This is a genomic window from Paenibacillus sp. FSL R10-2736 (genome assembly GCF_038000245.1).
GTDB lineage: Bacteria > Bacillota > Bacilli > Paenibacillales > Paenibacillaceae > Paenibacillus_AQ > Paenibacillus_AQ phytohabitans.
The window spans coordinates 2,101,189-2,116,362 of record NZ_JBBOBN010000001.1; the positions used below are offsets into that span (position 1 = coordinate 2,101,189).

Consider the following 15,174-nt stretch of genomic DNA (forward strand, 5'->3'; position numbering starts at 1 on the left):
GTACTGTAAAGGTACAACATGAAGGTACAGTAAGGATGCAGCGAAGGAACAGTGAGGGTACGGTAAAGGTACAATGAGAGTGCAGTAAAGGTAGAGTAAAGGTACAGTAGATGTACAGCAAAGGTACAAAGAAGGTACAGTATGGATACAGTGAAGGTACGGCGAGGGTGCAGTAAAAGTAGAGTAAATGGTAGGGTAGAGGTAATGTAAGAATAGAATATAGTTAGAGTGCAGGTAAAATAGAGGTACAGCGAAGGTACAGCGAAGGTACAGTACAAGTAAAGTATGGGAATGCAGGCAAGCATGCCCGCCTGCGCTAACAGGATCATTCAGCTAATGTGATAAGGCTCGTAAATTGCGTTTCCGCAGTTTACGGGCCTTTTTGTATGCAATAATACTTTGTTACTTAGTTACCTTTGTTACCTCAGGAATTTCCTCATTCATCCGCTTTCCGTGGCAGGAGCGGGTGACTTTTTGTGAAATATTGCACAAAATACAACATTTTCCGCCTAATATCGATTCAAATCCAATATTGTTGTATCAAATGCAACATTTTTCCTGTTTCAGACGGCTTAGCCGGAATATTCTTGTATTTTATACAACAATCCTCCCGAACACCGAGCTATCCGTGAATCAAAGTTGTAAAACGTACAACAATTTTGTCTTCAGTACTTCTAGAGTGTCTCCATTCAGCCGGCAACGAATCACGCGCATGGAATTGACGTATTCCGCCAGTCCTACAGCGATCATTCGGTAACTTGTCGGGTTGTTGTCTATAGTGCGGCCCAGATAGATTGGAATTGAAACTGTAATGCAGGTTATTGCTGTTTCATGTTCCCGACAGACCGGCTCAATCCGAATAGTAATATTGTTCTATCAATCCCTTAAATCCGTTCATGGCTGCGCCGCGGTTCCCTTGTTATTCTTATCTTGTAAGCGATATCAATGCAAAGAGGTGAATTCCTTGTGGCGCATTTCCCGGCTCCCCTGAACACTGCCGCAACGCCGAAGAGCGCATACAGAGCTAAGGTGTGGAAGCGCATATGGAGTATGCGCACCCTGTATCTCATGCTGCTTCCCGGTGTGGCCTACTACATTATTTACAAGTATATACCCATGTACGGAGTGCTGATTGCCTTCAAAGATTATGACATTTTGAGCGGAATTGTGCGCAGTCCGTGGGCAGACCCCTGGTACAAGCATTTTCAGTTTTTTTTCGAATCGCCTTATTTCAGTCAATTGCTCACGAACACATTCCTGATCAGTCTGTACAAAACAATCTGGGGAACGATTCCTGCCATCGGCGTGGCTCTGCTCATTCATGAAGGCCGCAGCCTTTGGCTGAACCGGATCGTACAAACGCTGAGCTATATGCCCCATTTTCTGTCCTATGTCATTATCTACGGCATTGCAATTGCCTTTCTGTCCGAAACCTCAGGCCTCGTCAACCGCTGGGTGGTGGAAGCGGGCGGGAACGGCATTCCGTTTCTGACCTCGACAGCGTATTTCCGCAGTGTGCTGGTGGGAACCGATGTCTGGAAGGATCTTGGCTGGGGGGCTATCATTTATCTGGCAGCCATGTCCAGCATTGATGCTACTCTGTATGAAGCAGCCCGCATCGACGGCGCGGGAAGGCTTCGCCGGATCTGGCATGTGACACTGCCCGGCATACGTTCCGTGATTATCCTGCTGCTGGTGCTGAAGGTCGGCTCCGCACTGGATGCCGGTTTCGAGCAGATTTACATTATGTACAATCTCCAGGTAATGCCGGTGGCAGATATTATTGATACCTGGGTATTCCGGGTAGGCTTGGAGCAACTGAATTTCAGCCTGGCGACAGCGGTCGGATTGTTCAAATCCTTGATTGGACTTGTGCTTATCTTCCTGTCTAATAAGCTGGCCCGGAGATGGGGGGGCAATCTATGGTAAGCCACGGAAACGAACGCTATTTCGATTATTTCATTAATATCCTGCTGATATTGTTGGCCGTGATTTCCGTCTTTCCCCTGCTGTATGTGTTCGCCGTATCCATTACACCCTACAGCGAAGTGCTGCGCAACGGCGGTTTCGTACTGATTCCCCGCCGGATTACCTTTGAGGCCTATAAGGCGCTGTTTGGAATGGATGCTATTCCCCGCGCCTTCCTCGTGACCAGCTTCGTTACGGTAATGAACACACTGATCAATCTGGTCCTGACAGTGCTCATGGCCTATACCTTGAGCCGTAAGCATCTGGTGGGCCGCAGCTTCTTCATCTTCCTGATCGTGTTCACCATGATGTTCGGCGGCGGTTTGATCCCGACCTACCTGGTCGTAAAAGGAACCGGCCTGCTTAACACGGTCTGGGCGATGATTATCCCCGGGGCGATGTCTACCTGGAATGTGCTTGTGGTCAAAACGTTCTTCGAAAGCCTGCCCGAAGAACTGTTCGAATCGGGACGGATCGACGGTGCGGGCGAATTTACAGTGCTGCTGCGGCTGGCCCTGCCGCTCTCCATTCCGGTACTGATGACCATCGGCTTGTTCTGTGTCGTAGGCAGCTGGAATACCTTCTTCAGCGCCGTATACTATATTACTGACCCCGGCTTGAATCCGCTTCAGGTCATCATCCGCGGTCTGTTGTTATCCTCTGAGCAAATGGAATATAATGCGGACGTTGTACTGCCGACAACGACCTTGCAGATGGCTTCGGTAGTGGCGGCAAGCCTGCCGGTCATCGTAGTCTATCCCTTCGTGCAGAAGCATCTGACCAAGGGCATGCTGATCGGTGCCGTGAAGGGTTAACGGATTGTTCCCGGCGCTGTTCAAACGCTGGCAGCGCCGACTCAATACAACATTTGGTATACGAAAGGGGAGCATCACTATGAAACACAAGAAGCGTATTCCTGCTGTACTGGCCTGTGTATTAACAGCGGGGCTGTTGCTGGCCGCCTGCGGAGGAAGCCCGCAGTCAGATTCCTCCGCTACGGAGGGGCCGGGTTCATCTACAGACGCTCCGGCGGACGCCCGGGCGGAGAAGGTAGCTATCGAGGTCATGCGGGTCGGCTGGAACACCACCACCCAGATGCCCAAGGAACAAGATAACTTCGTGAAGAAGACGCTGGATGAGAAGCTCAATATTGATCTGAAAATGACGCTGACCTCTTCTGCGGATGAATTCATTCAGAAGCTGAATATCCGGGCGGCGGGCAGCGACTTGCCCGATGTGATCCTCTTCAATGGACGGAATGAGTTCCAGGAATATGTCAAGAAGAACATTCTGCTTGATCTGGAGCCGTATAAGGAGAAATTGAAGCCCGCAGCGGATGCCATCGGAGACAATGTGTACAGCCGGGTGGAGGTTAACGGCAAGCATTACGCCATATCGCTTAATCCCCAGAGTAACTGGAATTTATTCTGGCTGCGCAAGGATTGGCTGGATAAGCTGCAGCTGCCGGTTCCAGAGACCCTGGATGAAGTATTTGAAGTTGCGAAAGCGTTTACCGAACAGGACCCGGACGGGAATAACAAGAAAGATACTTTCGGCATCACAGGCAGCCTCGGCACTCTGGTCCATTTGATCAACCTGCAGCATGGCGTCGCCGACGCGCTGTATATCAAGGACGGGAAGATGGTCAATGGCATGTTCGAGCCGGAAATGAAGGAAGCGCTGGCTTATACCCAGAAGGTTCTGAATTCCGGCGTGGTCGATCCGGAGATTGCCAGCAACAAGGGCGACAACGCCAAAGACAAAGCGTTCCAGGGCAAGGCAGGCATTATCATCAGTGACTGGACGCAGATTATGAAGGACAATGAAGTGGAGAAATGGAAGGGCGCCAATCCGGACGCGGAATTCCTGATGCTGAACAAGCTGCAGGGACCCAAAGCGAATATCCTTGCCGCCATGGATAAATCCAGCGTATCCGGCATCGTAGCCATTTCACGCCAGGCCGCCCAAGACGAAACCAAACTGAACCGCATTTTTGACCTTATCAATTATACAGCCTCCGGTGAAGGCTCCGAGCTTGTTCAGTTTGGCCAGGAAGGTGTACATTTCACCAAAGAAAACGGTAAGCCGGTGATTACGGACCGGTCCGCAGAGGCGGCATTCACCTGGGTCTACCAGCTGGCCGGCCGGCCGGAAGCGGAATATCTGAGCACCAAATTTGCCAAACAGATTGACTATATTCAGGCTAGCGAACAGGTTGAAGTGCTGGATACCTACAACGGGTTTGTTGTCTTCCCTCAGAACTACAACGCAGCTGATGCCGACCGCTTCAAGAACGAGGAAATGCTCAAATTCCAATACGGCAAAAACAAGCTGGAGCAATACGACAGCTTCCTGGAGAAGCTGAACACGACCTTCAAGTACCAGCTCTTCCAGGACAGCGCAATGAAACAGCTGCAGGAGCTGGGTTATGCGGAATGAGCAGGATAACCCTGCGGAGGCCGGCAGTTGTGATATACTGTAGCATGAATTTACGGTAACGATAACCGGGAGGGAAGACGATGGGAGGCTGGAAACGCATATGGCCACAAAAGTTCAGAAACCGCTTGTTTGCCGCTGTTGTGATCTTCCTCCTGCTGCCCTTTTTCCTGCTGCAAATCTATAATTACCGGATGATGGAACGGACCGTGTCCCGCGAGTTTCAGGAAAAGGCAATCGAGCAGCTCAACGTGGTTAACGACGCCTTGAACAACGAGATCAATAAAGCTTTCCTCTATTATGTGTACCTGGAGCGGGACCCTTATACCCGCTCCGTATTGCTGTATCCGGGACAACTCAATCCTGCGGAGAAAGCGGTATTCCTGCAAAGCACCGCCCGTCCGGCATCGCTGGAGCTGCCCGCCCAGATTACCGTCACCCTGGCCGACCGGTCCGGCACGCTGTACCACACCGACGGGCTTGTGCAGACCGGGCAGGAGCATGCCAATTTTGTCTCGGAGAGCGGGTTTGCCGGACTCGGTGCTGAGGGAGACTCCTTCCGCTGGGTGACCGGCAAGGATTTGTCCATGTATGCTGTATTGCTCGATAACCGGCAGCAGCCGTTCGGTTATCTGCGGATTAATTTTTATTATGACGGCTGGCTTGCCGAAGCGTCGCGGGATCTGCTGCTCCAGCAGCATTATGTATTGATGGACCAGGGAGGCCAACTGCTCAATTCCTCCGATTACTTCCGGGCGGTGGACCGCACGGCCATCCAAGAAATGATCCGCGTTCCGGAAAGAGAGGAACCTATGCAGCGGGTTGATTATGAGAGCTCGTCAATTCTGACGATCAGCCCGCTCTACAATCTGGATTGGTATCTGGCCGCGTCCATGCCGCTGAATACTTATCTTGGGAATATGAAGGAACTGCGGGAGCAGAATTTCAATTTCTCCCTGCTGTTGTCCGGCGGCTTCCTCCTGCTTACCTTCCTCATCGCCGGTGCCATGTCCCGGCCCATCGCGCTGCTCCGGCGCAAGATGGCGTTATCCGCACAGGGGGAATTGAATACACGGGTGGAAGAATCCTTTTTCCATGGAGAGATGAGGGATCTGGCGGCCACGTTCAATACGATGATGACGGATATCGGCGGATTGCTGCAGAAGCTGAAGCTGGAGGAACGGCAGAAGGAAGCGCTGCATTACCAGATGCTGACCGCCCAGATGAATCCGCATTTCCTGCTGAACACGCTGAACACGATCAAATGGATCGCCTATGAAAAGGAAGAGGATGATATCGCGGAAATATCGATTTCTTTGGGCAAATTGCTGGAAACAAGCCTGTACTCGGATGTAGAGCTGATTCCCTTGCAGAATGAGCTGGATCTGTTGCAGGCGTATGTATATATCCAGAATATCCGCTATGAAGGCAAAGTAAGGGTCACTCTGGATGTGGAGGAAGGGCTGGCCTATGCTCTTGTTCCGAAGCTGGCGCTGCAGCCGCTGATGGAGAATGCCTTCAAACACGGCTTCTCCACGCTGCAGGAGGATGCCCGGGTCTCAGTCCGGGCAAGGAGATCGGGACGCTCGCTGATTCTGGAGCTGGAGGACAACGGTGTCGGCCTTGCCCGCGCCGGGGAACACCCGGAGCTCCGCTCGCGCAAGAGCATCGGAATCGCCAACATCCGCCAGCGCCTGCAGCTGCTGTTCCGGGAAGATGGCAGTCTCGTTCTTCTGGAGGGGGAGAAGGGGACAATGGCACGCATCACCATCCCGTTATTGATTGCAAATCCTTTCCAATCCGGAGGTGCAGAGCATGTGGAAAATTCTTCTGGTTGAAGACGAGCCGTTTGTCCGGCGCAAGCTGCTTAAACTGGTGGACTGGGAAGCTTATGGCTTCAGTGTGGCAGGGGAAGCTTCCGACGGTGAGGAGGCCTTGCAGCTGATGCATCAGCTGAGACCCGATCTTGTCATTGCCGACATTCTTATGCCCCGCATGGATGGCCTGGAATTGCTGCGGCAGACGCGCCAGGCCGGGCTGGACAGCCGGTTTGTCATGCTGACCTGCATGGGCGAGTTCGAATATGCCCGCAAAGCGCTGGAGCTCGGAGCCAGCGGATATGTGCTCAAGCTGTCGCTGAGCATCCCGGAGCTGCAGGAGCTGCTGCTTAAGATCGGCGAAGAATTGTCAGCCTCGCGCAGGCAGCGGCATGCGCTGCTGGGACAGGAATTCAACCGTTATTATGGCCTCGTCTGGGAGGCGGTGAAGGCGGGGCAGGAGACAGCGCCGCCTGCGCCTCCGGCATCCTACCGGCGGCTGCTCATGGTCTCCTGCATCGGGACCGCCCGGCCGCTGCTGGCAGCCGTCCTGGAAGCCTGTCCGCCAGACACCTGGATGGAGGAGGTCTGGACCGGTTCTTTTACGGCAGACGGCTGTACGACCTGCTTCTTCTGGTCTGACGGCAGCCTTAGGCTGCCCGGTAACCTTACGGCGGGCATGCCCGTTCAGGCCGTGGCCTGCGGCGGTCCGGTTCCGCCCGGTCTCATCCATGCGGAGTGGACCCGGCTCTACCAGCAGCTAAACGACCTCTGGTACGAAATTAAGGGCGAAGCTCCGGCAGACGGCAGCGGAGCAGAGTCCGCCTCTACATCTGCCGCCGGGCCCGAGGCGGCCGGAGAGCCGAAGCTTCCGCCTATATGGGTCATGGAGAAGGAGATTGTTCTGGCCTTTGCCCAGCGGCGGAGCGCGGATATGCAGCGTACGGCCTGCGCGATGTGGGAAACGCTGCGGGCAAGCCGGCTGCCCTTCTACCTGGTGATGGAGAAGGCGGAACGCCTGGTGCGGACCTTTGCCGAAATCGGCAATCAGCCTCCGTCCGGGCCTGTTCAGCAACTGCGCGAAGTGGCTACCCACCGGGAGCTGCTCGCTTGCTTTTTGGCGGCCGCGGATGAAATGCAGGTGCGCATGGCCGCAGCGGAGGGGATAATAACCAATCATCCCGAAATCAACCGTGTGCTGGAATACATCCACAGCCGTTTTGCCGAGAACATCACTCTGCGGGCGGTCGCCCGTTATGTCGCCATGGAGGAGCATTATCTCAGCGGGCTTTTCCGCCTGAAGACAGGGGAGACGCTCATCAACTACCTGCAGCATGTGCGCGTGAAGAAAGCCCGGCGCTTACTCCGCGAGACAGACTTAACCGTTAATGAAATCGGCCGCAGCGTCGGGTTCCCGAACGATAATTATTTTATCAAAACGTTCAAGAAATGGTCCGGACAAACCCCCGGGGCCTACCGCAGGGACAGAAGGGAGGCGGAGACGGCGAACCCGCCTTCGGAGAGGCCAGTTTAGATTCCAAGCGCTCTAAGCGGAGGCCACGCGGCAGAGTATATTGCCAAAGGCTTCCCCTGTTTAACCAGATATAAAAATGAAAGAAAGCGCTGTACAACTTTTTATAACACGTGTTATACTCTCGGTGAGGTGCTGATATATGGGCAAAAAAAGAGTGACCAGCTTTGACGTAGCCAAGCGGGCAGGCGTGTCCCGCAGTGTGGTATCTGCGGTGCTGAATGATACTCCCGGCATCGGGGTTGGAGCGGAGACGCGCGAAGCCGTGCTGGAAGCCATCCGCGAGCTGAATTACCATGTGGACGCCGGAGCGCGCAGCATGAAGACGGGAAGAAGCATGACGCTTGCCGCTTTCGGTGATACGCGTCATCCGCTGTTCACCCGGCTGCTGGAAGGCATGCAGCGGGAGTGTGAGCTCAGCGGGTATCATATTCTGCTCTGCTCTCCGCGCCATAAGGGGAACGCCAACGGCAGGACCGAGCTGCTGGAGCTATATCACCGGCGGAAGATCGATGGGATTGTGACGCTGGATCATACCAGCTACCACGATGAGGAGTGGGCTTCCCGCATAGGGAATGCCGGAATCCCCTATGTTTCTGTGGAAGGGTACGCAGAAGTGCCCGGTGTGTTTTCCGTGCTGGCCGATTATTCGGGCAGTGTGGAGACGGCGCTGAATTATTTGCTGCGGGAGGGTACACCGCAGCAGCCCGGCCCGGTCTATGCCGAGGTATACCATGAGCATAGCGCGGATAACTGGGCGGAGCGGAACCGCCGCGATGCCTATACCGGCTGGTGCAGCGCACATGGGATGGAGCCAATCGTGATCCGGCTGGAGGAACACCATGGCGACTGGACAGCGTGCCTGCAGAGGCTGGCGGATAGCGGGCCGCAGCATGCGCCGCTGCTGGTCAACTGGTCAAGCGCAATTCCCGATCTGTACCGGGCGGCTCACAAGCTTGGCCTGCGTATCGGTGAAGATGTGCGGATCATGGCGGCAGATAATACGATTCAGGGTCACCGTCTTAGCCTGCCGTCTCTAAGCTGCGTAGAAATCCCTTATGTGAGTATGGGAGAAGAGGCGGTACGCTGCTTACTTACGCAGATGAACGGCGGGAACGAAGCAGGACAGGCGGACAAAATCTGGCTTCCAGCAGTATTACGGGCAGGAGAAAGCGCGTAACTGCGCTTATCCTAATTAGCAGGGAACGGTACCATCCTTACACGGATGGACCGTCTTTCTGCCCATTTGATAACACGTGTTATACAAAAGGGAGGAAAATCGGAATGGGAATGTTCTGGACTGAAGAGAAGCTTGCACTGCGGTTGAAGGAGCTGGAGGGTTACCGGTACCGTGAGGTTATTACGCTTGATGAATGGCTGGTTACAGAGGATCAGGAGGGTGACAATGGTGTCTATCCATCCGCCCCGGAAGGAGACAAGAAGCTTCGTATAGGGGATTACTGGACCGGCAGTGATGTATATTTGTGGCTCCACAGAAAGATCACAGTGCCAGCTGCTTGGCAGGGGAAACGTATTGTAGGTATATTCGATTTCGGCCGGACAGGCGGAGGGAACAACAGCGGCTTCGAATCCCTGCTGTTTCTGGACGGCAAGCCGTATCAGGGCGTGGATTCCAATCACCAGGAGGTGTTTCTTGAGGATGCCGCTGGCAGGGAGCTGGACTTCACCTTCCGCTTATGGTCAGGCCTGAACGGAGACGGCCAGCTGATTGCTCAGGAACACCGGATCAAGCAGGCTGAGCTGGCTTATCTGGATGAATCAACCGACAACCTCTATTATACAGGCCGGGCGGCACTGGATACTTTCAAGCAGCTTGCCGACAGCCAGATCGAGAAGCATGAATTGCTGATGGCATTGAACCGCTCGTTTAACAAGCTGGACTGGTCAAGGCTCGGCAGCGCAGATTTCTATGCTTCAGTCCAGGAGGCTGAGGAGAGCCTGCTCGAGGCCCTGGCCCTGCTGGAGCAGCAGCATCCGGTTACGGTAACCGCGATCGGCCATACCCATATTGATGTGGCCTGGTTATGGCGGCTTACCCATACCCGGGAGAAAGCGGCCCGCTCCTTCTCCACAGTGCTTCGGCTGATGAAGCAGTTCCCGGAGTACATCTTCCTGCAGACCCAGCCGCAGCTCTATGCCTACATCAAGCAGGATTATCCGGAGATTTATAGCGAAATTAAGCAGCGGGTGGAGGAAGGCCGCTGGGAAGCCGGAGGTGCAATGTGGCTGGAAGCGGACTGCAATCTGACCAGCGGCGAGTCGCTGGTGCGCCAGATTCTGTACGGGACAAAATTTTTCCGCGAGGAATTTGGCGTAGACTGCAAGTACCTATGGCTGCCGGATGTGTTCGGCTACAGCTGGGCGCTGCCGCAGATTCTGCGCAAGTCGGGCATTGACACCTTCATGACGACCAAGATCAGCTGGAGCCAATATAACCGCATGCCGCATGATACGTTCCAGTGGAGGGGCATTGATGGCAGCGAGGTACTGACCCACTTCATCACCACACCCGAGGCTCCTGATTCCAGTGCCTGGTACTATACGTATAACGGCCTTATTGAGCCTTTCTCTGTGCAGGGGATCTGGGACCAGTACCGCGACAAGAACCTGAACCGTGAGCTGCTGCTCTCCTACGGGTATGGCGACGGCGGCGGCGGTGTGAACCGCGAGATGCTGGAGATGCGCCGGAGGCTGGATACCATGCCGGGGCTGCCGCAAGTGAAGCCGGGCCGTGCGGATGACTATTTCGAGCGGCTGCATGAAACGATAGAAGGCACCGATCAATATGTGCATACCTGGGACGGGGAGCTGTATCTGGAGTTTCACCGCGGGACTTACACCAGCCAGGCTTATAACAAAAGAATGAACCGCAAGCTGGAGCTTCTGTACCGCGAGGCGGAATGGCTGCAGATGCTCCTTGCTGCGGAGACAGGCGGATATGCACAATATCCTGCAGAATCGCTCCTGGCAGGCTGGCAGATTATTCTGCGTAACCAGTTCCATGATATTATCCCCGGCTCCTCCATTCATGAGGTCTATCAGGATTCACGGCTGGAATATGCCGAAGCAGAGCAGCTGGGCCGGGCTGCCCTTGATGCTGCGGCGGATGGACTTGTCAAACTGAAGAGCCCTGATGCTGCATCAGCGGGTGAGGAAGACCCGGCGGATACCGCGTCACACAAGGAGTACACGCTGTTCAACAGCTCCCTCTTTGGAGGTCCCCGTCTGGCAGCCGTTCCTCACAGCGCAGAGATTGCCGTCTGGACGGATGCCGCCGGCAACCCGCTGGCCGCCCAGCGCTCCGGCAGTCAGTGGCTGGTCGGGGTAGAAGCTGTTCCGGCGATGGGGAGTGTAGTGATCCGCGCTGCACAACCCGCCGCTTCCGGAGAGAATCCGGAACCGTCCGTTCCTTTTACCTGGCAGGATTCAACACTAACAACACCTTATTATATTCTGGAGTGGAATGCAGCCGGACAGCTGAGCCGGATCTATGACCGCAAGGAAGCGCACGAGGTGCTGGCAGCGGGCGAATGCGGCAATCTGCTACAGGTCTTTGAGGATAAGCCGAAGATGTTCGACGCCTGGGATATCGATCTGTATTACCAGGAGAAAATGCGGGTAGTAAGCGATCTGCGCTCTGTAGAGCTGACCGAATGCGGCCCGCTGCAGGCAGTGTTGAAGTTCACCTGGAAGTACATGGATTCCTCGATCACCCAGAAGGTTAAGGTATATGCCGGAAGTGCAAGGATTGACTTCGAGACCCTGGTGGACTGGCATGAACAGCATCAGCTGATGAAGGCGGCATTCCCTGTTGCCGTCCGGGCTACAGAAGCTACCTATGATATCCAGTTCGGCAACGTGAAGCGGCCGACCCATTGGAATACAAGCTGGGATTATGCCCGGTTCGAGAGTGTCGGCCACCAGTGGGCTGACCTGTCGGAGCGGGGCTATGGCGTCAGCCTGCTGAACGACTGCAAATACGGATACGACATCAAGGATCACACGATGAGGCTGTCGCTGATCAAATCGGCAACCAGCCCGGACCGGCTGGCTGACCAGGGCGAGCACCGCTTCACGTATGCCTTGCTTCCGCATAAAGGGGATTGGGCTGCGGCAGGCACCGTGCAGGAAGCGTGGGCGCTGAATAATCCGCTCCTCGCTGCCGAAGGGGGTTATGCCGCCGGTAACGGCAAGTCGCTGATTACCTGTGATGCCCCGAACATTGCCGTCGATGCCGTCAAGCTGGCCGAGGATGGCAGCGGATGTATCGTCAGACTGCATGAGTATACGGGAACACGCAGCACGGCGAATATTGGCAGCGATTACTCCGCCGTCTCCTGGCAGCTGCGCGATCTGATGGAGCGTCCGCTGGAGGTGGCAGCGGTGGACGGACCGGCTATCCGCCTTGATTTCAAACCATATGAGATTCATACGCTGCATATTGTCTTTGCCTGAGCGAACACTAGGCAGAATGCGGTTAGTGTATAAAGCAAAAGCAAATGATCCCCGGACTTTGGGGATCATTTGCTTTATTCTTGAGGCTATTGCCTAAAGTACAGACATGTTGATTTACAGCTGCTTAATCAGCTCTTCCAGCTCATCCATCAAACCTTGTGCAAGTTCAAAATTAGCAGCTTTCAAAGCCAGCTCGATTTTCGTTTCCACTGCTTTTTTATTTTGTTCCAGTTCCAGATAGTCCTTATCGAAATGCCTTGCATAGATCATCTTTTTGAATTTCTTGATCGTCATTTTTCTAATCGTCTTGCCGTCAATGATCAGAACATAATCCATCCCGTTTACCACGGAATAGAAATCATGAGATATCATTAGAATCGAACCCTTATAGTTCTGGATTGCGTTCTCCAGTGCGATTTGTGTATAGGTGTCCAAATGGCTTGTCGGTTCATCAAGCAGCAGCACGTTCGCTTTACTGGCCGAAACTTTAGCCAATTGAAGCATATTTTTTTCGCCGCCGGATAAAGATTCTATCTTCTGATTAAGGATTTCTCCCTCAAAGCCGTAGCTTGAAAGATGCGATCTAATCTCATCATACGTTGCGAACCCGGCATCGATGAATTCCTCCAGTATAGTATTAGAATCCTTCAGCATTTCACCTTGAAGCTGAGATAAATAAGTCACTTTAGCATCCGGATTTACTTCAATTGCATCATGATTATTCCTATATATCTCCCGGAGTAATGTCGTTTTCCCGGTACCGTTTGCACCGATAAGGGCTACTTTATCCGTAGGTTTGATCTCAAAGTTAACATTTTCTAACAGCAGCTCATCAAAGGAAACGCTATAGTTATTAACAGTTATAACAGTCGTGTCTTCCAGCTCATGATCGAACCCGAAACGGATATCCGGCTGCTTAATCTCTACGAATGGAGCTTTAATTCTGCGCGCTTCCAGTCTTTCCTGAAATTTAACTCTGGCTTTTAGCGCTCTCCCTCTGGAGGCCTCTGAATTATAAGTTGCGATTGCTCTAAGGTTATTGACGATGCTCTCGTTTCTCGCAATTTCTTCCTCTTCAGCGATGGCGAGCTCCTGCAGCTCAATTTTGGTTTGCAGCAAGGAGAAGTTGTAATCAATATACCGCCCGTCAAACTCCTGGATCTCCTTGTTTTCAAGGTGCAGGATTTTGTTGAAGCAATGATTGAGCAGATAGCGGTTGTGCGTAACCACCAGCAGTATGCCTTTGTGGGCATTAATAAGATTCTTAAGCGAATTTAGGTTGTCAAAATCTAAAAATACATCGGGCTCGTCCATAATCATGAAGTCCGGACGGCTGAGCATTTCCTTCATTACTTGAATGAGCTTGAATTCCCCGCCGCTCAGGTCAGATACCCTGACATCCTTTAGCTTCATGAGGTTTGCCAGATTTAGCTTCTTATTAATATTGCTTTCGTAATCATTCCCGTCCATAGCATCGAAGGCGTCCAACGCTAACTGATACCTTTCCAGCAGCGAATCCATATCCGAGGAGGTTTCCATTTCAGCCAAAATAGAATTTATTTCATTTTGTACCTTAATAAATTCTTCGCCGATATATTCAAAAACGGTTGTTTCTTTAGTTTTCTCCGGTTGGGAGAACTGGCTTACATACCCGATGCTGCAAGCGGGATCTATCTCTAACCTGCCCTCAAACAGATATCTTTCCGGGTCCATCAGAATATCGGTCAGTGTACTTTTCCCGCTGCCGCTTGTTCCAATGAAAGCACAATGCTGTGCCTCTTCAAGCGTAAAGGAAATATCTTTATATAGTTCTTTTTGCGGGAATGAGAAGGATAAGTGTTCTGCTTTTATCATAGTGTTACCTTTCTTTCTAACTAAATTTGTGACTATTTTAGGATGTATTGAAGAGCACAGATGTTGAGTTTACCGTTGATAGCCTAACACTATTTACAAATAACATCAATCATTCTGCGTTAAAGTTGTTTCTCCCGGCTCCGGCCCCTTCAGATGCTTCCTCCCGGACGCCTGCCGGTAGCTCCCCGGAGTGGTGCCGATAATCCGCTTGAACACCAGATTGAAGGTCTTCGGGTCATGGTAGCCGACCTGCTCCGCAATGAGCTGAACGGGCGCCTTGGGCTGCTGAACCAGCAGCAGGCAGCTTTTCTGAATCCGGACATTCTGCAGGTAATGATGGAAGGTCTGCCCGGTATTCGCCTTGAACAGCCGCTGAAGATGCCTTTCACTCCAGTCAAAGCTGCGTGACAGACGCTTCAGGGTGATTTCCTGCGCGTACTCCTGGTTGACATAATTCAGAATCTGCAGGAATTGCGTCTGCTTGTTCAGCGGAAACTGGACCTCGTCATGCCTGAGCCGGTAGATACTTATCAGCAGTTGAATGAACAAGGTCAGCAAATAGCTGCCCGCGCCGGTCTGCGGAAGATGAACCTCCCGGTGAAGCGCCAGAAATAGGCTCTCGATGGAGCCGTTCAGATCCGTCACGGAGAATGCGGGCAGCTGATGATTGCGGATCTGCTCCAGGTAGGAGGCAATCGGCGGGTCAGGGATCAGAGCGGCAAGGTTGTCCAGCAGCTCCGGCTTAAACAAACAATTGTACACCACGAGCGGCTCACGGAGCGGGCTGGGTGAAGACGGACGGAAGACATGGGAGACTCCTACGGGAATATAGTACAGCTGGCCCTTGCCGGTCTGCTGAGCCTGCTGCCCGATATAATGGAAGCCTTTGCCTTCGGCAACGAAGGTCAGCTCTATGAAATCATGGGAGTGAAGCGGAAGATCATAGTTCTCGGTAGCGCGGTTCACATATAACTGGAGATTGTTCTGGAAGAAATACTCTCCTTTTAGCGTATGATTGGCCGAATGCATCAGTTCACTCCTCTAAACAACAGAATGTCCTTTTTACCCCGGTGAAATGTCCATATTGCAGGT

The 15,174-nt window shown here is 53.1% G+C and carries 9 protein-coding genes; 7 read left to right on the forward strand and 2 right to left on the reverse strand.

Features of this window, described 5'->3' with window-relative positions:
* Positions 1-1,050: 1,050 nt before the first annotated feature.
* The 7 genes from NSQ73_RS08685 to NSQ73_RS08715 all read left to right on the forward strand — a co-directional run bounded on the left by NSQ73_RS08685 (position 1,051) and on the right by NSQ73_RS08715 (position 12,228).
* A complete protein-coding gene (locus NSQ73_RS08685; RefSeq protein WP_083442607.1) occupies positions 1,051-1,929 on the forward strand; it encodes an ABC transporter permease in 879 nt (292 codons plus the stop codon).
* A complete protein-coding gene (locus NSQ73_RS08690; RefSeq protein WP_340986160.1) occupies positions 1,923-2,783 on the forward strand; it encodes a carbohydrate ABC transporter permease in 861 nt (286 codons plus the stop codon). The genes NSQ73_RS08685 and NSQ73_RS08690 overlap by 7 nt, the downstream gene beginning before the upstream one ends.
* Positions 2,784-2,862: 79 nt before the next feature.
* Positions 2,863-4,407 carry an extracellular solute-binding protein gene (locus NSQ73_RS08695; protein ID WP_340986161.1) on the forward strand — a complete coding sequence of 515 codons (1,545 nt, stop codon included), beginning with the start codon at positions 2,863-2,865 and terminating at the stop codon, positions 4,405-4,407.
* Positions 4,408-4,487: 80 nt separating this feature from the next.
* Positions 4,488-6,242, forward strand: coding sequence for a sensor histidine kinase (locus NSQ73_RS08700; RefSeq protein WP_340986162.1), 1,755 nt, complete (start codon positions 4,488-4,490; stop codon positions 6,240-6,242).
* Entirely contained in the window at positions 6,220-7,755 is a 1,536-nt protein-coding gene (locus tag NSQ73_RS08705) for a response regulator (protein ID WP_340986163.1), read from the forward strand. The genes NSQ73_RS08700 and NSQ73_RS08705 overlap by 23 nt, the downstream gene beginning before the upstream one ends.
* A 139-nt stretch (positions 7,756-7,894) precedes the next feature.
* On the forward strand, positions 7,895-8,932 hold the full coding sequence (locus NSQ73_RS08710) for a LacI family DNA-binding transcriptional regulator (protein ID WP_039301346.1): 1,038 nt from the start codon (positions 7,895-7,897) through the stop codon (positions 8,930-8,932).
* 110 nt (positions 8,933-9,042) lie between these two features.
* Entirely contained in the window at positions 9,043-12,228 is a 3,186-nt protein-coding gene (locus tag NSQ73_RS08715) for an alpha-mannosidase (protein ID WP_340989237.1), read from the forward strand.
* Between the two features lie 114 nt (positions 12,229-12,342).
* Here NSQ73_RS08715 and NSQ73_RS08720 read toward each other — a convergent pair whose 3' ends face one another.
* Complete coding sequence (locus NSQ73_RS08720; protein WP_340986164.1) at positions 12,343-14,082, reverse strand: ABC-F family ATP-binding cassette domain-containing protein; 1,740 nt, start codon at positions 14,080-14,082, stop codon at positions 12,343-12,345.
* A 105-nt stretch (positions 14,083-14,187) separates the two neighbouring features.
* Positions 14,188-15,111: an AraC family transcriptional regulator gene (locus NSQ73_RS08725; RefSeq protein ID WP_340986165.1), complete on the reverse strand. Its 924-nt coding sequence runs from the start codon at positions 15,109-15,111 to the stop codon at positions 14,188-14,190.
* Positions 15,112-15,174: the final 63 nt, after the last annotated feature.